The sequence below is a fragment of the Halomonas sp. H33-56 genome (assembly GCF_040147035.1).
In the GTDB taxonomy this organism is placed as follows: domain Bacteria; phylum Pseudomonadota; class Gammaproteobacteria; order Pseudomonadales; family Halomonadaceae; genus Halomonas; species Halomonas litopenaei.
Map to the genome: position 1 here is coordinate 3,152,231 of NZ_JAMSHP010000001.1, position 19,248 is coordinate 3,171,478.

Here is a 19,248-nt window from a genome sequence, read left to right on the forward strand (position 1 = left end):
GTCAGTCTCCCAGCGGCTGGCGATTGTCGCCGCCGCGATGGTCATCAAGTGCAATCTTCAAACGCCTGAGCTTGGTGCGTGCCTGGTCGCGATGACGCATGGCCAGCTCCAGCGCCAGCACGTCGATGGCGGCCATCAACGCATAGCGCGACGCCGAAGGGTGAAGAATGAAATCGGTCTCCCGGGCGGCGATGGGCAGCACCACGTTGGCGGCGGCGGCAAGCGGAGACCCAACGGCGGTGATGGCGATCACCTGGGCCCCGTACTGACTGGCGATCTGGGCCGACTCGACCATCTCCGGCGTATAGCCGGACACCGACAGCACCACCACTACATCCTCGGGCTCCAGGGTGGCGGCCACCATCCTCGGCAGCAGACCGTGAGGATAGGCGCTGACCGCATAGCCCAGGCGCATCAGGCGAAACTGCAGCTCCTGGCACATCACGCTGGAGCCACCACCACTGCCGAAGGTCAGGATCTGGCGGGCATTGTCGAGTCGCTCTACCGCGCCTTCGATATCGGCCTCGAACAGCAACTCGCGGTTGAGCGCCAGGGTCTGGGCGGCAACGTCGTAGACGATGCTCGATCCCCGGGCGGGATCGGCGTCCTCGATAAAGCGACGACCGGCGGCCAGGGCACGGGTCAGGCGCAGCTTGAGGTCACGCACGTTGTCGCAGTCCACCGAGCGGGCGAAGCGGGTCACGGTGGCGTCACTGACGCCTGATCGCCGGGCGATCTCGCTGATGCTGGCCTCTGCCACGAAGTCGATGTCGTCGAAGATCAGCTCCGCCACCTTGCGCTCCGACTCGCTCAGGGAGCGAACCACCGCGGTGATGCGCGACAGGATATCGATCTGTTGACTCACGGCTTGCCTCCCTCCGTTGCGACGTTGCCAGATCACGAAGCCTGTCCAGGGCCCTCGTCATCTGCGGTATCCTTACGCTATGTTAGTTTCTAACAACCATCCACCGTTTTTTGAAAATTTCCGACAATGGTCGTAGTCAGATCAATCTTCGAACATTGCCAATCGTCCGGCGCGGCGTAACATGAGCCGCGTTCCGCCTTCAGGAGAACTTCCATGGCCCACTCCCCCTCTTCTTCCTCCTTCGATGCCAAGGGCTGCCACAAGGGCACCCTGGAAACCGGCGACCGGCTGCTGGCCGACGTCAGCCTGCCGGCGGCGGTGATCCACCAGGCGCCGCTCGCCCACAATCTGGCATGGATGCAGGACTTCGCCCGCCGCCACGGCGCCGAGCTTGCGCCCCACGGCAAGACCACCATGACCCCGGCGCTGTTCCGGCGGCAGCTCGAGGCCGGCGCCTGGGGCATCACCCTGGCCACCCTGCCCCAGTGCCGCGCCGCCTTCGCCGAGGGCGCCCAGCGACTACTGGTGGCCAACCAGATGGTCGGTCAGGCCAACATGGCCATCGCCGCCGACCTGATCCGTGCCGGCGCCGAGCTCTATGTCACCGTCGACAGCGCCGAGAACCTGGACCAATTAGGCGCCTTTTTCGGGGCGGCCGGCATCTCCCTGAATATCCTGATCGAGGTAGGCGTCGAAGGGGGAAGGTGCGGACTTCGCGATGATGACGAGGTAATGGCGCTGGCGCGCCGGGCGGCTACCCTGCCCGGCATAGCCCTGGCGGGTCTGGAGGGGTATGAGGGCGTAGTCCATGGCGACGATCCGGTGGCCGGTATCCGTCGCTACGCCCAGCGCCTGGTCGACGGCGTCAAGCGACTGGCCGACGAAGGCCTGGTCGAGCGCGACAAGCCCATCGTCACAGCCTCGGGTTCAGCCTGGTACGACCTGATCGCCGAAGAGTTCCGCGACGGTGGACTCGAAGGCCGCTTCACCCCGGTGCTGCGCCCGGGCTGCTACGTGGTCCACGACCACGGCATCTACCGCGAGGCCCAGGCCGGCGTGCTGTCCCGGCGCCAGGACCTGCACCAGGGGCTTGAGCCGGCGCTGGAGGTGTTCGCCCAGGTGCAGTCGCTGCCCGAGCCGGGGCTGGCCATCGTGGCACTGGGCAAGCGCGATATCGGCTTCGACCTGGCGCCCGAGGTGCTCAGGCGCTATCGCGAAGGCGGACAGGCCAGCGAGCGTCTGTCGGTGGAAGGTTGGCAGGTGGTCAAGCAGATGGACCAGCACACCTTTATCCAGTTGCCCGACAGCGCTCGCGACGTGCGCATCGGTGACGTCCTGGCCTTCGGCGCCTCACATCCCTGCATGACCTTCGACAAGTGGCGCCAGCTCCATCTGGTCGATGACGCGCTCAGGGTCGTCGATACCTGGGCGACGCGCTTCTAGACATTCTGACAAGCGAACGACCAAGGGGGGGGCGGAGGCCATCCACCCGCCCCGCTCCTGCAATCTTTGCCGCAGCGCTGACGGCACGACCGATCGACGCCCTTCGCCTCTGCGCTCAATTTTCTGGCCACGCCCCCGACATACACTGACAGCGACCACCGGGCATCGCTCGGATCAAGAGGGCTGACAGCAAGGGAAGCCGATGGCCAAGAATGTCGCGCTGTTCTTCGATGGCACCTGGCAAGTGCCGGACATGGACCTGGAAGACGGTGACACCAACACCAACGTCAGCCGGCTCTACCAGGCGGTGGCCGACAATCCCATGGCCGAGGGCGGCACCGTCAAGCGCTACTACCATGGCGTCGGCAGTGACCTGCACTGGTACGACCGCCTGGTGGCAGGCGCCACCGGACTCGGGCTATCGGAAATTCTGGTCGAGGCGTACGTCGAGCTGGTCGAACTGTTGCGCCCGGACGACCGGCTGTTTCTGTTCGGCTTCAGCCGAGGCGCCTACACCGCGCGCAGCCTGAGCGGGATGCTTCACACCAGCGGTCTGCTGCACCCCGAACACCGGCAGTTGGCGGGACGCGCCTACGCGCTTTACCGCGATCGAAGGCGTGGCCCGCAATCCGCCGAGGCTCGACGCTTCGCCTCGCGCTACGCCTGGGTACCGGAGATCCACATGATCGGTGTGTGGGACACCGTGGGCAGCCTGGGGATTCCACTCAGGAGCTTTGCCGCCTTCAACCGCCGCCGGTTCGAGTTCCATGACACCCGCCTGAGCCCGCTGGTGCGCCACGCCTACCAGGCGCTGGCGATCGACGAGCATCGCAAGGCCTTCGCCCCCACCCTGTGGTCACCGCAGACCACCACCGCCACCCTCGAGCAGGTATGGTTTCCCGGCGCCCACTCCAACGTCGGCGGCGGCTACCGGGACCGCGTGCTGTCGGACGTCAGCCTGGACTGGATGATGGGCCGCGCCTGCGATCAGGGGCTGCCGCTGCTGCCTGACAGTCGCCCCTTGCTTGGTTCACCACCGCGCGAGGACGACATCGTCGACTCCTACCAGAGGTTTCTTTCGCGCCTCTATCGACTGATCTCGCCCCGGCGCTATCTGCGGCGCATCGGCTTTGCCTCCTTCGGCAACGAGACGCTGCACCCGAGCGTCGCCACCCGTCGTCTTGCCCTGCCCGGCTATCGCCCCGCCAACCCTATCCACCCGCGTCTTGCGGCGACGCCGCCATCCACTTAGGGCTTGTCTGAAAAGTGCCTGCGCTCGGTAATACGGCGTTAAAAATCGGATCAACATGCTCATTTACACCCCGTAAACTGCGCTTTCTCACCGATTTTTGCCTTGTCTAACCTTCGCTCGTCGACTTTTCGGACAGCGCCTAGACACTGACAGCCCCCGAGTGATGGCGCGAGCGCCTGCCACGGATACGACAACGCCCACTCGCAAGGAGTGGGCGTTCGCGGTGGCCTGAGGCGCTCTCCCTCGTCGGGGGGCCGAGGCCGGCGCTGCGCTTGCAGGACGAGTCTGGCCTCGAGAGCGCGCTAGTTCGAGGGGAAGTTGAACTGCGCGCTTTCACTGTCCTGGCTCCTCGGCCAGCGCTGGGAGATGGCCTTGCGCCGGGTGTAGAAGCGCACGGCGTCGGGGCCATAGGCATGCAGATCGCCGAACAGCGACTCCTTCCAGCCGCCGAAGCTGTGGAAGGCCACCGGTACAGGCAGCGGTACGTTGATGCCGACCATGCCGACCTCGATGGCGTCGGCGAAGCGACGCGCGGCCTCGCCATCCCGGGTGAACACGCAGGTGCCGTTGCCATACTGGTGGGCGTTGATCAGCGCAATGGCCTCATCGAAGCTGGCGACACGCACGACGCACAGCACCGGTCCGAAGATCTCGTCGCGATAGACGCTCATCTCGGGCGTGACCCGGTCGAGCAGGCTCGCACCGAGGAAGTAGCCCGGTGACGACGCGACCAGCGGATGCTCGCGCCCATCCACCACCAGCTCGGCCCCGGCGTCGACGCCCTGCTGGAGATAGCCCGCCACCTTGTCACGGTGCCCGGCGTTGACCAGCGCGCCCATATCCAGGCCGCGCTCGGTGCCGGCACCGATCTTGAGTTCCCGGGCCTCCTGCGAAAGCCGTTCGACCAGGGCATCGGCGGTGTCATCGCCGACACACACCGCCACGCTGATCGCCATGCAGCGCTCACCGGCGCTGCCGTAGGCGGCCCCGATCAGGGTGCTGGCGGCGTTGTCCAGATCGGCATCGGGCAGTACCACGGCGTGGTTCTTGGCGCCACCGAGCGCCTGCACGCGCTTGCCATTCTCGGCGCCACGCTGGTAGATCGCCTTGGCCACCGGGGTCGAGCCGACGAAGGACACCGCCTTCACATCCGGCGCATCGATCAGCGCCTCGACCACCTCCCGGTCGCCGTGGACCACGCTGAACAGGCCGTCGGGCAGACCGGCTTCGGTGAGCAGCTCGGCCATCTTGAGCGCCGCCGACGGCACCTGCTCGGAGGGCTTGAGAATAAAGGCGTTGCCGCAGGCCAGCGCCATCGGATACATCCACAGCGGCACCATGGCCGGGAAGTTGAACGGCGTGATCCCGGCCACGATGCCCAGCGGCTGATGATTGGACCAGGTGTCGATGGCCGGCCCGGCGTTGTGGGAGTACTCGCCCTTGAGCAGCTCCGGCACGCCGCAGGCGTACTCGACGTTCTCGATACCGCGCTTGAGTTCGCCCATGGCGTCTTCAAGCACCTTGCCGTGCTCTTCGCTGACCAGCGCGCAGATCTCGTCGGCGTCACGCTCGAGCAGCGCCTTGAAGCGGTACATCACCTGGGCGCGCTTGGCCGGCGGCGTGTCGCGCCAGGCCGGCTGGGCGCGGCGGGCCGCCTCGATGGCACTCTCGACGGTAGCAGCGTCCCCCAGGGCGACACGACCGACCGGCTCGGCGGTGGCCGGGTTGATGACATCCAGATGGCGCTGCGACGGCTGTGACTCACCGCCGATCCAATGATTCACGTCTTTCATCAAAACTCTCGATATGACTTTCTGAAAAGGCGTCAGCGCCGGGCGGCCATCTCGCATGGGGCCCGGCGCAGCATGGTACACAGATGATGCGGCTCAGAACTGGCGGTCGAGCAGCGCCTCGTCGAAGGGATAGCGGGACAGCTTTTCCACACCGCTGTCGGTGATCAGCACTTCTTCTTCCAGCTTGACCCCGTCGGCGGCACCCACCTCGCCGATGTAGCTCTCCACGGACACCACCATGCCGGGTTCGAGAACGCCATCCTTGGAGAAGCGATCGAAGTCCATATGGTGAGCGACCAGCGGGGTTTCACCGTGCATGCCGACGCCGTGGATGATGGAGGGATAGCGACGGTCGAGGAAGCGCTCGGGGATCTTCCAGGCCTGCTCGGCGATCTCGCGATAGCTCATGCCCGGCTGCAAGATGCCCATGTTGTGGTGCACCTGGTCGTAGGCCATGCGATACAGCTCCTTCTGGTAGGCGCTGGGGCGATTCGGGCCGACGTGGAAGGTACGCGAGAAGTCCGAATAGTAGCCGTGACAACCGATGGTATCGGTGTCCAGCGCCACCAGCTCGCCCGGACGAATGACCCGGTCACTGGCCTCATTGAACCAGGGATTGGTGCGCGGGCCGGACGACAGCAGACGGGTCTCGATGAACTCTCCGCCCTGGCGGATGACGTTGCCGTACATGATCGCGAACAGCTCGTTCTCGGTGATGCCCGGCTTGATCGCCGCCTCGACCTCGGCCACCGCAGCCTCGCTGCCGGCCATGGACTGGGCCAGACAGGCGATCTCCTCGGGGGTCTTGATGCGCCGGCAGTGCAGCGTGTCCTGCATGCAGTCGAAGACCTCGAGGCCCTGGGCCTCGAGTGAGCGCGCCAGGTTGAGCGCACAGCGATCCAGCCCGATCTTGCGGTTGCCGCGTCCGTGCTCTTCGATCAGTTCGGCGATCTCCACACCGAAGGGGTCCGAAGAGAGGTTGTCGCGCTGGTTGACGGCGGACCACACCACCTTGGAGGTGCGCGATTCATCGATGGTCTCGAGCCAGGTAGAGACGTGGGCGCTGCCCGGGTACTCGAACAGGATCACCGGCCCTTCCAGGGGCACATAGATGTAGCGGGTCGAGTTGCGCAGGAAGTAGCCGAACATGTTGCGCGAACCGGTGGCATAGCGCTGGTTGTTGGGGTCGAACAGCACCATGGCGGCGTAGCCTTGCTCCGCCATCGTCGCGCGCAGCCGCGCCAGGCGCCCGGCGCGCAGCTGCCTGGGATCGAAGGCGGTGGGGATGCTGTCGCCGTTGGCCATCGGCGCAGAGGGCACGACCGGAATATGGTCCGGCTCGTTGTCGGTCAGGTTGTCGAAATCGACGATGCTCATGTCAGGGTCCTGTTCGAATATGGCGGGGTCGCAAGGGGCACAGGCCGAGCCTCTACGTGCTCGGCTTCGATGTCATCGGCGTGGGCTCAGTCGGCCAGCGAATCGCTGCGATTCATGCCTTCCTTCAACAGGGTCTCGTGAATCGGCGCCATGCGCCCGAAGATGCGCTGGGCACGCTCGGGGCGACCGATGAAGCCGGGTTCCTTGGCGTAGGCGAAGATCACGGTGTGACGCTCCTTCTGGCCTTCCACCGGCGTCACCCGGTGCAGCGAATAGCGGCCGAAGAACACCTGCAGGTCACCCGGTTGAAGGTCCAGCGCCTTGAGCCGCGAACGATCACCGTCCAGCACCTGCTCGACCTCGTTGAAGTTCTCACCCTCGGGGCTGCGGATGCCCGGGGCATACTCGAACCGGCCACCGCCGTGGGACTGGCGGGTCATCATGGTGACGATGAACTCGTTGGTGTCGTAGTGCCAGGGATGCTGGCAGCCCTCTCTCAGCACGTTGACCACCAGGTCCGCCAATGGGTCGGCGTACTGGTGAATCTCTTCCATGCCCACCACGGTGGCGATAAAGCGCTGGAAGTCCGGGTGCTGGTAGACCTGGCGAATGATGGTGTCTTCGCCGATGCGATCGCCGGCGACAAAACCGTTGGTGCGATCGTCGAAGCGATTGAGCGGATGGCGGGCCGGGCGCTCGGGATCGCCGGCATTGTTGTAGGGGTTGGTCTCGGTCTGGTTGTAGTGCGCCTCGGGCGACAGCCGCTCGGTCTCGCGCTCCAGCCGCGCCAATGCCTCCTCGGGGACAAAGTTCTTGAGTACCACACAGCCATCGTCGGCCAGCTGTTCGTGACAGCGCTGGATCAGCGCCCGTCCGGACTCGCCGTCCAGGTCATGAATCGGGTAGTGCTCAAGGTCGATCAGACCGTCCAGCGAGGAAGTGGTGGGCGCATCGGTGGCCTGCATGAGGAACTCCTGCCTGTCTCAAGTGATGTTGGACAGGATAGAGAGCGCCTCTTCATAATAGAAATGAATGGTTGAGATATCACTTATTTCAAAGGCTCATCGATTATGGATACCGACCTGCTCCGCGCCTTCGTCACCGTGGCCGAGTGCCAGGGCTTCAGCGCCGCCGGCCGCGTGCTGCACCGCACCCAGTCCGCCGTCAGCCTGCAGATCAAGCGACTGGAGGACCAGATGCACAAGTCGCTGTTCGAGCGCACCAGCCGCAGCGTGCTGCTGACGTCCGACGGTGAACGGCTGCTGCCCTATGCGCGACACATGCTGACGCTGGAGGACGAGGCCAGGGCGGCACTCGGCGACCGCCAGCACGGCGAGAAGATTCGTATCGGCACCTCCGAGGAACAGGCCAGCGCCTACCTGCCGGAACTGCTGCCCCGGTTCGCCGAGGCCTATCCGCATACCCGCATCGAGGTCATCTGTGGCATCAGTGCCGACCTGGTGGACAGCTTCCAGCAGGGCCTGCTCGACGTGGTCCTGTCGATCCGCCACGGACCGACGCAATCGGGCCAGTTGCTCGGCTGGGAACCCATGGTGTGGGTCGCGGCAGAAGATGCCGATCCTACACGTGGCAGCCGACTGCCCCTGGCACTGAATCCCGAAGGCTGCATCTTTCGCGCCCACGCCCTCGCCGCCCTGGGGCGTCAGGAACGCGCCTGGGAACTGCGTTACTCGAGCCAGTCCCCCACCGGCATCAACCTGCCGGTCCAGGCGGGGCTCGCGATCACCGTCAAGACACCCCGCAGCGTACCGGCGGGCTGTCGGATTCTCGGCGAGGAGCAGGGCCTGCCGGCGCTCGGCCAGGTGGAAATCGAGATGCACCGGCGCCCCGGACATGCGAGCGACGCCTTCAACACCTTCTGCCAACAGCTCGAGGAGGTCGTCACCCACAACGACGCAGTCGCCGTGCCCGAGTTTCAGGACCAGGCCTAAGCCTGGCTCGACCGCGTGTCGGTCGAATGCCTGAGTCGCAATATCATGATCGTGACGGATTAATGGTTTGATTACCTCGTCATTACAGGCGAACTACCCCCTGATCCCTATATCGCCACAAGGAGAGATACGCCACACTTCAATAACCAGGATTCTCCGATGGTCTCGCCTGCCCGGCGGTGCCCTTGTCCTGGTCCGGAGATGACAGTGACCACGCCATTTGACGACTCCCTCGAACCTCGGGCTTCCCAGTTTTCATCGGTTGGAATGGATGGAATGGAGCTCCTTGAACAGGAACTCGAACACCTCAGAGCTCGGCATCTAAAGCTTCGCGAAGAGGTCGCAGCCATTCGCCACTATGCCGGCGACAACCTGCCCGCCAAGGCCGGCCTCGTCATCGTAAAGATGCTGGAAGACGCCTTGAAATCCTGACCGTCTTCTCTTCCCGAGAACCAACATTCTTGCCGCTGCCAATGCATCTTCTTGCTCGTTTATCGGGGAAAGGGCCTCGACGACCTTGCCGCTTTGTCGCGCCTCGGGATTACCCGCCAGCGGGCAATAGTGCGCCTCTGGCCTCTCCTTTTCTTGCCGCTGCCATAAGGTATAGTCACGGCTATATGTCTTTGTTTTGGCTTAAACTTGCAGCCTTGGTAAAGAGTTGCATCTGTCAGCCTGCGCGCTAATATCGCCATGCAAATTCGCTATCGTGTCCATAGCCAATGCCCGGAATATCGGTCGTAACGCTGCGCACGAGGCTCTTTCAGCGACATCACGTATTTTCAACAGGCAACCGCCGGATTCGCACCTTCATGACGCCCACTTCGACCCTGCTGCTCGCCTTCTCGCTATCTTCCGATGCCTTTGCCGCCTCGGTCAGCAAGGGTGCCTGCGTGCGTCGGCTGCGTTTCGTGGTGGCCCTGCAGACCGGCCTGCTGTTTGGTCTGGTGGAAGCCACGACGCCAATTATCGGCTGGCTGCTCGGCACCAGCGCCTATGACACCATTGCCCACTGGGATCACTGGATCATCTTCTTCCTGCTGCTCGCCCTGGGCGGCAAGATGATCCACAGTGGCCTCGCTCCCGCCCCCAAGGACTGCGCCAGCTGCGATTGCGGCACGACCAGCGATCGCACCCGCTGGTGGCTGATCATCGCCACCGCGATCACCACCAGCCTGGACGCCATGGCGGTGGGCGTAGGTCTGGCGTTCATGAACGCCAACATCTGGGTGACGGCACTGGCGATCGGTGGCGCCACCACCCTGATGGCGACCCTGGGCATGCTGCTGGGACGCCGGCTCGGCAAGACGGTGGGGCCGCGTGCCGAGATCCTCGGGGGGCTGGTCTTGATCGCCATCGGCGCCACCACCCTGTATCACCACCTGCTCGCCTGATCCTCTTGCCCGGTCGACCCTGTCGCGATCCCGGGCAGGTTAACTGCCAATGACTCGCTCCTAGCGCTCATCCATGCCGGCAACACGCCTGCTCTAGCAAAGTTCGTCCACGATCTCGCCCGTTTTGTCGATAGTCTGGTGCACTATTGCCGGTATCAGACGGCTGGACACCTCATGATCCTCAAGCCCAGCGCACAGGCGGCTCGATTGCCACGATGGATAGCGGTAACCGTTCTGGCCGTTCTGCTGACCGGCTGCGCTGAGCACTCCCCTTTCTCGCCAGCAGCATCCGCCACCAGACCAGCCACCGAGATGACGTCAGCCCCCCTTGCGGGTCACGGCTTCCAGTCGTCGGTACAGATCGTTCAGCGTGATCAGATTTCCGGCGACCGACAGCACCTTTCGGCCAGCCCGGCGCTGCCCAGCGCCTCCCGTTCCGCCGAGCTGGTGGCCGGGGGGATCGGACGGATGACCGCCAACCAGCTCACGACTCAAGGAACCGCCGTGGCCCGTGCTGTCGGTGCCAACGGATGGGCCAGCGCTACTGAGTCCGCCCTGGCAAGCACCGGGGCCTACCTTGAGGGACCACTGGGGGGATCTCTGGAAGCGGTTGAGGGTGTGCTCGACAGCGTCGCTGCTCTGCCGTTACTGCATCGCTTCGATGACCGGCTGCAGCGGGTGCTGTCACTGGACCGCTATCGACGTCGCCTGACCAGCACGCTGGGCATCGGCCAGCAGGAACTCGATCTCGAGGAGCCATGGGGTGATCTTGAGCAGTCACTGACCACCCGAGTGGCTAGCGCTATCCAGCTCGGCCTGGAACCGATCCTGATCACCTCCGACTCCTTGCTGTGGCCAAGCCTGGCGGCGGACCTGATCGTCGCCGGAGGCGATGCGCTGTCAGACGTCAGCGCCACCACCGGCAACGCCCTGGTCGACGCCTCCGCCAGTGGGCTGAGTCGTGCCGGCCAGTGGGTCGCCCTGGCCGGTCAGGTGCTGGGAGGCCAGCGTGATGAGACCAGCCTGCAAGGGGTGGCGGCGCGCACGGCGCTGCGCCATGGCGGGATCAGCCACAGCGGCATCCCCCGGCTGGATGAGCAGGCCGTCGTCGGACTGGTCGAGAGTATCGGAAACGATGAGCGCAGCACGCTCACGGCAGCGGCGGACCTGGGCCGAGGCAGCCTGAGTCAGATGCTGGCCACCGAGGCGGTGGGCCTGACCGGTGAGTTCGGCGTCATGGTCACGCGTCCCGGCGACATGCTCGACGACCGGGTGACACTCGCCCTGGCCCCGGCCCAGCAACTGGGCGACATGTCGGCCAATCTGTCATCGCTGGTAGGCGACACTCGCACCACCCTTGAGGAGGTCGGACGGCTGGTCGATGCCGGCCAGGACCTGTCCGGGCGTTTGCAGGGTCTGGTGCTGGCGGACAGCCTGGACAGTGGTGTCACGACCCTTGGGCGCGTCGATCAGGGCCTCGACAGGACCGGCAACCGGCTGCTGCCCCTGGCCGACACCCTGGTCGAGGGGCTGGCGCAGGCCGATACCCGCATCGAGACGCTGGCTGATCGCTTGGGAGGCACGCTTGACCCCGTCACCAGCGCCCAGCAGGACGGCGTCAACCGCCTGGCGGACGCCGTGGTGCAGGCGCCGATGTCCAGTCGCCCGTTAAGCGAACTGGGAGACGCCGTGGTCGCACTGGGCGACGGCATGCGCCTTGCGCCGATCGCCGCCGGGCTCGACTGGATGATGGTGGTGCCGGTACCCGGGCGCGAAGGCCCGCTCGCAGGCGACACACCTGCCGACTCGTCCACCGCCGGCACAGACACCGACCAGAGTCCCGGCCACCCCACCGTCGACGGCCACGCCCTCGCCGGCTCCCGCGCTGACCATATGCCCTGAGAAGCCGTTGCCCTTCCAGCATCATCACAGCGCCGCCGGCGTGCAAGGGTCACCCTCTCCACCAGGACGACCCCGGCTATTGAGGCGCTGCCTATTGCCGTGCTGCCTATGCCAAATCTCCCCAGGGCGAATGGGCCAGAGCGCTGGCCGGCGTCGGCGCCAGCGGCAGCGGCAGCGGCAGCGGCAGCGGCAGCGGCAGCGGCAGCGGCAGCGGCAGCGGCAGCGGCAGCGGCAGCGGCAGCAGGGTCGCCTGGAAGGCGTGATAGATGTCCGCCGAGCCGGCGTCGATGATCGTCCTTGCGCAACACACAGTCATCCGGTGCAGCGAAGTTGACGGAGTGCGGCATGGCGCCCCCGGGGTGACGATGATGGTGGCGAGGCGAGACCAAAGTGCTACACGCCCAGGCCGGACAGCACCTACTAGCTATGCTAGCATGACTACCATACAAGCCATACCAGACCGGAACTCAAAGGCTCAACAGTACAAGAGCTAAAAAGCTCAACGACAGGTAGGTGCCCCCATGCTGACCCCCGCAATCGCTGAACTCTGGGAACAGGATGCTACCGGAGGATCGGTGCGTCAGCGGCTCTACCGCGTGCTTAGACTCGCCATCATCCGGATGCAGTTCGCCCCTGGCCAGGCACTGTCCGAGAAGGAGATTTCCGACGCCTTCTCGGTCAGCCGACAGCCGGTACGCGAAGCCTTTATCCGCCTGTCCGAGGCAGGCCTGGTCGACGTTCGACCACAACGCGGCACCTACGTCGTGGGCATCTCGCAGAAGTCGGTGCGTGAAGCGCGCTTCGTCAGGGAGGCGGTCGAAACCGCCGTCAGCGCCTCCGCCGCCAGGCAAGGGCTCGCCGACAAGGTGATCTACGAGCTGCGGGATCTGATCGAGCGACAGGTTCGCTGCGCCAGCAGCGGCCAGTATGACCAGTTCTTCATCCTCGACGAGGACTTCCACCGCGTGCTCGCCCTTGGCGCCGGACACGAGACCGCCTGGCGCGTCATCGAAGAGGTCAAGGCACAGCTCGACCGGGTGCGCTACCTCAGCGTGCCTGACACCACGCCCTTCGAAAAGCTGGTCCAGCAGCACGCCGACATTGTCGATGCCATCGAACAGAGAGACGAAGACAAGGCCCGCCAAGCCATGCTGGTGCATCAAAGCGAGATCCTGATCTCCCTGCCCCAGATGGTGCAGCGCTTTTCGCCGATCTTCGAGGACACCAACGGCTGATAGTTATCTAACCGGCAGACGTCTCTCATGGGCAAGGGCCACCCGCCCCCTGCCCTGCGGCCATCACCGTTCCGCCCTGTGACAATATTGAGCACAACGGCAAACGCACCTGCAAGGCCATCGATCACCTTCATCGCCCCGCGCACAGCGAGCGAACTGGCAGACTGGACCAGCGACCAGGTCGACTGCACCGCACCGGGGCTGGCCGCCTGGGTACGCTACACCTCCGGCGTCTCGCTCGACGACCGACGACATGAGGTGAGTGACCCGCTGGCATCGCGCTTCATCGAGCTGCATGAACGTCACTGCGATGACCCTGAAGCGCTGGTGGCGGCCTTTCTGGCCCAGCAAGACATCGTCCCTGCGGCCCTGGCAGCACAGCAGGGATTTGCCGATGCTGTCACCGATGGCTACCGCCGACTGATCAATACCGGGCTTGCGGCGTCACTGAGCACCCTCTAGCCGGACCCGAGAAAAGGAGATTTCCATGCAACACACCTGGCGCTGGTTCGGCCCCAAGGACCCGATCCGACTCGAGGAGATTCGCCAGACCGGCGCGACCGGCATCGTCACCGCGCTGCACGAGGTGCCCAACGATGAGGTCTGGTCCCGGCAGGCCATCGCCGAGCGCAAGCAGATGATCGAGGACGCTGGCCTCGAATGGTCGGTGGTGGAGAGCGTGCCGGTGCACGAGGCGATCAAGAAAGGACTGCCCGAGCGCAACGCCCTGATCACCCGCTACTGCGACACCCTGCGCAACCTGGCGGCCTGCGGCATCGATACCGTGTGCTACAACTTCATGCCGGTGCTCGACTGGACCCGCACCGACCTGCGCTGGGCGATGCCGGATGGCGCCCTGGCGCTGCGCTTTGACCAGACAGCCTTTGCCGCCTTCGACCTGTACCTGCTCGCCAGACCAGGCGCCGAGAACGAGTACAGCGACGACGAGAAGACCGAAGCCAGGAGCTACCTCGATAGCCTGGACGCCGAAGCCCGCCAGTCACTGGTCGATACCCTGATCGCCGGCCTGCCCGGCGCCGAAGAGCACTACACCCTGGAGCGCTTTCGCGAGGTACTGGCCGGATACGCCGAGATAGACGCCGCGCGCCTGCGCGAGCACCTCGGCTACTTTCTGAAAGCGGTCATCCCGGTCGCCGAAGAACTCGGCATCAAGATGGCGATCCACCCCGATGACCCGCCCCGGCCGCTGCTCGGCCTGCCCCGGGTGGTCTCGACGGCGGCGGACGCCGAGTGGATCCTTGCGGCCGTCGACAGCCCCGCCAATGGCCTGACGCTGTGCACCGGGTCCTACGGCGTGCTCGCCGCCAATGACCTGGCCGCCATGGTTCAGCGCTTTGGTCCCAGCATCCACTTCGTGCATCTGCGCTCGACCCGGCGCGAGTCCCCCGACCCTCGCTCCTTCCACGAGGCGCCGCACCTGGACGGTGACGTCGACATGGTCGCGGTCATCAGCGCGCTGGTCGCCGAGGAACGCCGTCGCGAGCGCGAAGGCGGCCGACGCTTACCGCTGCGCCCCGACCACGGCCACCACATTCTCGACGATCAGCACCGCGCCACCGCCCCGGGCTACCCGCTGTACGGCAGGCTGCGCGGCCTGGCCGAGCTGCGTGGCGTCGAGACCGCGGTACGCCAGCTCACCTGACGCCCTGGCGTTCTACCAGCCGCTGCGCTGGCGGCGCTCGCCGCAATCGGCATCCGTCGCAGTGGCTGTGGCCCTTCACAACGAAAACGACCAGGCGGGGAGGCGCATTCCCCGCCTGGTCGGCTCAGGACACCTTCAGCCCGCCTGGTCGGCTCAGAACACCTTCAGCCCACCTGGTCGGCTCAGCGCCAAACCCTGCGCAGAGCACCCCTAGGTCGGCAGATACTCCTCGCTCCAGCTCTCCGACACGACGCCTTCGGCGATCAACCGATCGATCTCCTCTGGGCTGTGCCCCAGCTCTTCGAGCACCTGACGGCTCGAGCTGCCGTACTTCTCCGACGGCGCCAGCGGATAGATGCGACCTCGCTTGGGACGGATGGCGTACGGATCGAGCTGCGTGATGACGTGACCGCTGGGGTGCTCGTCGTAGACGGTGAAGGAGTAGCTGCCACGATCGATGCCCGGGGTGTTGTCCCAGCGCCGCGAGTTGTAGGAGCGCAGGGCCTCGATGTTCTCGCACACCGCCGCGGCGATGCCCGCCTTCTGCAGCCGTTCCACCCAGTCGGTGGCCACCGCATTGATAAAGCGAGGTGCCAGATAGGCCGCCCGCTCCTCCGGCGGAACATCGACCACCCCTTCGATCCCCGGCACCTGGGCGAACTTGTGCAGGTCCCGCTCGTAGGCGCTGATCAGCACCACCCCGTCGGCGGTGAAATAGAAGCGTGACAGATCGTCGTAGCCGTTGAGTTCACGGCCCGAGGGCTCGTCGAACAGGCCGCGCCGCTCGTAGTCGTAGCAGAACGGCATCTGGGCCAGGCCACTGAGCGCCGACAGCGAGGTCTTGACCCGGCTGACCCGGCGGGTACGCAGCTTCTGGTACAGGGCGGTGGCGACACCAAGAGAGGCACCGAAGCCGCACATCACGTCGATGGTGCCGACGTGGGCGTGCTCTTCTGGCGTGTCCATGCTGCCCCCGAAGCGCAGCATGATGCCGGTGGTGGCCTGCACCAGGTCGTCGTAGCCCAGGTAGTTGGTCCGGGGGCCCGGCTTGACCCCGCTGAAGCAGTCGAGCTGGCAGAAGATCGCCTCGGGATTGATGCGCTGCATTTCCGCCTCGGTCAGCCCCATCCGCTCCACCTGCCTGTCGGTGGCATTCCACACAACCACGTCGCTCTGGCGGATCAGCTCGTCGAGGATTTCACGCCCCCGAGGCACCTGGATATCGGTCAGCAAGGAGCGCTTGGAGCGCATATGCGACAGGCCGAAGATGACCGTGTTCCAGCAGTCGTAGAACGGCTTGGCGGGGTCCACCTTGATGATGTCGGCGCCGAAGCGTGCCAAAAAGGCCACCGAGTGGGGACCGGCGATGACGTTGCACAGATCCAGCACCTTGACGCCTTCGAGCCAACCGTCCTTGGCGTTGCGCGCACGAACCCGTGGCAGCTTGGTCTCGATGCGATGCAGCACTGCCAGCGCCTGGTCGAACGACACCCAGCGGCGCGGCGTCGGGGTGAGCATCTCGTGGCCGCTGTCGTGCAGCCAGACCATCGGGCCGGGCTGGGTCATCAAACCGAATTCGGGATCATCCACTTCGATCATCAGCCCGGCGGTCTCGGCGTGGTCGTCGTGGATCCACTCCTGCAGCCAGCGCTGCGGCGCGCCGGGGAACTTGCCACGGCCGAAGATCTTCTCCCACTCCTTGGAGGTGCGGGTCAGGAAGACCTCCTTCATACGCGCGGCGATATGATCCGCCCACCGCTTGGGCAGCGGGTAGACGCCAAGTGACACGTCACTCTGCCACTGGCTGGTGGGCGCATAGGTGTCGGGCTCTTCCACCAGCCCTTCTTCCACAAGTTCATCGTAGAGACCGAGCACCTTGAGGCAACGCTTGGCGTGCTCCTTGTGACTCGGGCAGACCACGTAGAACATGCGCCCGTCCTTGCACTTGTAGCTGCGATAGAAGGGGTCGAGCAGTTCCTGCAGTTCGTCGTAGTCCAGGTTCATCGGCGCGCCTTCGATGCGGCGACGCTCGATCTCCTTTTCGCGCTGGGTCTTGTAGCGCTCCGGCAGGCCCTCGATCTTGATCGAGTTGTAGCAGAGGCCTTCCATCAGGGCGCAGGCGATGGGCACTTCGATCTCGTCGCCGAGGCCGGTACGCTCACGCGCCTGCAGCGCCAGGGTGACGGCGGTGGCCGCCAGCATGGTGCCGTAGGCCGAGCCCAGCGGCAGCGGCGAGAACGACGGATTGATGCCCATCAGCACCCGGTTGAGCCCCATGTCGGTAAACACCCCCGAGTGGGCGGCGATGACGCTCTCGAAGGCCCGCCAGTCTCGGCGCAGCTCGTCGTTGGAGGCAAAGCCCGGCATCGACAGGGTGATCAGCTCCGGACGCTCTTCGCGCAGCGCGCTGAAGTCGATGCCCATGCGCTGCATGACGCCGGGCCGGAAGCTTTCGATCACGATATCGGCCTCCTCGATCAGCGCCAGCGCCTGTTCGAGGCCCTCTTCAGTCTTGAGGTCGATCGTCACGATCAGCTTGTTGCGCTGCAAGGTGGCGTTGGCCGGCGACTCCCACATGGGCCCCGTGGGCGGGTCCACGTGAATGACCGTGGCGCCCAGGTCGGCGAGGATCATCGCCACCGCAGGGCCGGCCATGTACTGACCGAAGTCGATGACCTTGACGTCCTTGAGCGGCAGTTGGGAATGGGGATTCGGTGACATCGGGGTCTTCCTGTAGAGCAAGGGTGGCAACGTGAGGAGGCCGAAGCCTCCCCGGTGACGTCAGTGTTTGCCGTCTTCGATGACCAGGTGGGGTTCAAGGACCTTCTTGGCGAAGTCCTGGCGCAGCCAGCGCACCAGTGACCATGCCAGGATCGCCAGCACGGGAATCATCGGCAGCGCCACCACGATGGTGGAGGTCTGCACCGGCTTGAGCCCGCCAAGCTGGATCAGCGCTACCCCGACGCCGGCGATCAGAAACGCCCAGATCAGGCGGATCTTGCGCTGCGGTTCCTGATAGCCAGACAACTTGCGCGAGGTCACCGACGCCAGCACGTAGGCGGAGCTGTCCAGGGTCGTCGCCAGGAAGATGAAGCACAGCAGCACGAACAGGGTGGTGATCACGCCGGACATCGGCAGGGTGCCGAGGATCGCCTCGACCGCGGCGGGGATGCCTTCGGCCGAAAGAATGGCTGCCACGTCCAGGGTGCCGGAGATCTGCAGGTCCAGCGCATAGCCGCCCCACACCGCGAAGAACACCCAGCAGCCCAGGGAACCGAACACCATTTCGGCGATGATCAGCTCACGGATGGTGCGACCACGCGAGATGCGGGCGACGAACAGGCCCATCATCGGGGCGTAAGCGATCCACCAGGCCCAGTAGAACACCGTCCAGTCGCGCCAGAAGCTGGAGTCCCCCACCGGGTCGGTCCACATGCTCATGGGCACGAAGTTGGAGACCATCTTGCCGAGGCTGTTGACCCAGCCCTCCACCATGAACAGGGTGTCGCCCACCACCAGGGTGAACACCAGCAGTACTCCCGCCAGCAGCACGTTGATGTCCGACAGGATCTTGATGCCCTTGGCCAGGCCGAACCACACACTGGCGGAGAAGATGGCGGTCCAGATCAGCAGCACCGCGATATCCAGCATGAATGACGGTGACACCCCGAGCAGTCCGCTCAGCAGTTGCGATACCAGCGGCACCGCCAGCCCCAGCGAGGTACCGACGCCACCGACGATGCCGAACACCACCACCGCATCGAGAAGCGCGCCCCACCAGCCGTCGGCATGACGCCCCAGCACCCCGCGGGCGGCCACGGACAGCCTGACGCCCGGGCGGTTGTGGACGAACATGGAGTAGGCGATCGGGATGGCCGGCAGGCAATAGAAGGCCCAGGGCGTGAATCCCCAGTGGAACTGACCGTAGGTCAAGGCCCACTCGGCTGCTTCCTGTGAGCTCGGCTCGACGCCGAAGGGAGGCCCGGTGAAATAGTAGATGGGTTCGACCCAGGCCCAGTTGACGATGGCGATGCCGATACCACCGGCAAAGATCATCGCCACCCAGCTGAAGTAGGAGAACTCCGGCTTGTCATCGGGGCCGCCGAGCCGCACGTTGCCGTAGCGACTGATGGCCAGGCCCACCAGAAAGACCACCACGGCGATGCCGGCGAGCAGATACAGCCAGCCGAATCGCCCGGTGGCAAAGGCAAAGGCCGCATTGACCAGTGCGGCCCCCGACTCCGGGAACACGATGATGGGCAGGATCAGGCCTGCGATGACCAGCACGGCGGGTACGAAGACCCGCAGGTCGAGCCGATCGGAATGGGACTCTGGCGCGTTCATCAGGGATACCTTTATCGTTTGTTGTTGTCAC

16 protein-coding genes are annotated in these 19,248 nt (G+C 65.2%); 9 read left to right on the forward strand and 7 right to left on the reverse strand.

Annotation, left to right across the window (positions count from 1 at the left end; genetic code table 11):
• Window position 1 precedes the first annotated feature (1 nt).
• A complete protein-coding gene (locus NFH98_RS13560) occupies window positions 2–865 on the reverse strand; it encodes a MurR/RpiR family transcriptional regulator (RefSeq protein WP_045995075.1) in 864 nt (287 codons plus the stop codon).
• 213 nt (window positions 866–1,078) lie between these two features.
• Between NFH98_RS13560 and NFH98_RS13565 the strand changes: the two genes are divergently transcribed.
• Window positions 1,079–2,308: an amino acid deaminase gene (locus tag NFH98_RS13565; RefSeq protein ID WP_348826764.1), complete on the forward strand. Its 1,230-nt coding sequence runs from the start codon at window positions 1,079–1,081 to the stop codon at window positions 2,306–2,308.
• Window positions 2,309–2,510: 202 nt separating this feature from the next.
• The gene (locus NFH98_RS13570; RefSeq protein WP_348826765.1) at window positions 2,511–3,560 is read left to right on the forward strand and encodes a T6SS phospholipase effector Tle1-like catalytic domain-containing protein; all 1,050 of its coding nucleotides are present in this window, start codon (window positions 2,511–2,513) and stop codon (window positions 3,558–3,560) included.
• 302 nt (window positions 3,561–3,862) lie between these two features.
• On the opposite strand, the gene NFH98_RS13575 is transcribed toward NFH98_RS13570, so the two are convergent.
• The 3 genes from NFH98_RS13575 to NFH98_RS13585 all read right to left on the reverse strand — a co-directional run bounded on the left by NFH98_RS13575 (window position 3,863) and on the right by NFH98_RS13585 (window position 7,695).
• Complete coding sequence (locus NFH98_RS13575; RefSeq protein WP_348826766.1) at window positions 3,863–5,353, reverse strand: CoA-acylating methylmalonate-semialdehyde dehydrogenase; 1,491 nt, start codon at window positions 5,351–5,353, stop codon at window positions 3,863–3,865.
• 93 nt (window positions 5,354–5,446) lie between these two features.
• The gene (locus NFH98_RS13580) at window positions 5,447–6,730 is read right to left on the reverse strand and encodes a M24 family metallopeptidase (RefSeq protein ID WP_124803985.1); all 1,284 of its coding nucleotides are present in this window, start codon (window positions 6,728–6,730) and stop codon (window positions 5,447–5,449) included.
• 86 nt (window positions 6,731–6,816) lie between these two features.
• Window positions 6,817–7,695 (reverse strand): HalD/BesD family halogenase, encoded by an 879-nt coding sequence (locus tag NFH98_RS13585; protein ID WP_349622868.1) that lies wholly within the window; start codon window positions 7,693–7,695, stop codon window positions 6,817–6,819.
• 105 nt (window positions 7,696–7,800) lie between these two features.
• Between NFH98_RS13585 and NFH98_RS13590 the strand changes: the two genes are divergently transcribed.
• From NFH98_RS13590 to NFH98_RS13605, 4 genes are all read left to right on the forward strand, one after another.
• On the forward strand, window positions 7,801–8,682 hold the full coding sequence (locus NFH98_RS13590; RefSeq protein WP_045991825.1) for a LysR substrate-binding domain-containing protein: 882 nt from the start codon (window positions 7,801–7,803) through the stop codon (window positions 8,680–8,682).
• Between the two features lie 207 nt (window positions 8,683–8,889).
• Entirely contained in the window at window positions 8,890–9,114 is a 225-nt protein-coding gene (locus NFH98_RS13595; protein WP_222517197.1) for a hypothetical protein, read from the forward strand.
• Between the two features lie 377 nt (window positions 9,115–9,491).
• Complete coding sequence (locus NFH98_RS13600) at window positions 9,492–10,073, forward strand: manganese efflux pump MntP (RefSeq protein WP_045991826.1); 582 nt, start codon at window positions 9,492–9,494, stop codon at window positions 10,071–10,073.
• Window positions 10,074–10,385: 312 nt separating this feature from the next.
• Window positions 10,386–11,975 carry a hypothetical protein gene (locus NFH98_RS13605; protein WP_348826768.1) on the forward strand — a complete coding sequence of 530 codons (1,590 nt, stop codon included), beginning with the start codon at window positions 10,386–10,388 and terminating at the stop codon, window positions 11,973–11,975.
• A gap of 106 nt (window positions 11,976–12,081) precedes the next feature.
• Here NFH98_RS13605 and NFH98_RS13610 read toward each other — a convergent pair whose 3' ends face one another.
• Window positions 12,082–12,291 (reverse strand): hypothetical protein, encoded by a 210-nt coding sequence (locus NFH98_RS13610; protein WP_349622869.1) that lies wholly within the window; start codon window positions 12,289–12,291, stop codon window positions 12,082–12,084.
• Window positions 12,292–12,496: 205 nt separating this feature from the next.
• Here NFH98_RS13610 and NFH98_RS13615 point away from each other — a divergent pair, with 205 nt between their 5' ends.
• The 3 genes from NFH98_RS13615 (at window position 12,497) to uxuA (ending at window position 14,873) form a co-directional block, all read left to right on the forward strand.
• Window positions 12,497–13,210 carry a GntR family transcriptional regulator gene (locus NFH98_RS13615; RefSeq protein WP_349622870.1) on the forward strand — a complete coding sequence of 238 codons (714 nt, stop codon included), beginning with the start codon at window positions 12,497–12,499 and terminating at the stop codon, window positions 13,208–13,210.
• A gap of 87 nt (window positions 13,211–13,297) precedes the next feature.
• Entirely contained in the window at window positions 13,298–13,672 is a 375-nt protein-coding gene (locus NFH98_RS13620) for a hypothetical protein (protein ID WP_348826771.1), read from the forward strand.
• 25 nt (window positions 13,673–13,697) lie between these two features.
• Complete coding sequence (gene uxuA, locus NFH98_RS13625; protein WP_348826772.1) at window positions 13,698–14,873, forward strand: mannonate dehydratase; 1,176 nt, start codon at window positions 13,698–13,700, stop codon at window positions 14,871–14,873.
• 210 nt (window positions 14,874–15,083) lie between these two features.
• Here the strand turns inward: uxuA and NFH98_RS13630 are convergent, their stop codons facing one another.
• Window positions 15,084–17,594 carry a CoA transferase gene (locus tag NFH98_RS13630; RefSeq protein ID WP_349622871.1) on the reverse strand — a complete coding sequence of 837 codons (2,511 nt, stop codon included), beginning with the start codon at window positions 17,592–17,594 and terminating at the stop codon, window positions 15,084–15,086.
• Window positions 17,595–17,654: 60 nt separating this feature from the next.
• Window positions 17,655–19,217, reverse strand: coding sequence for a BCCT family transporter (locus tag NFH98_RS13635; protein WP_108133289.1), 1,563 nt, complete (start codon window positions 19,215–19,217; stop codon window positions 17,655–17,657).
• Between the last annotated feature and the right edge of the window lie 31 nt (window positions 19,218–19,248).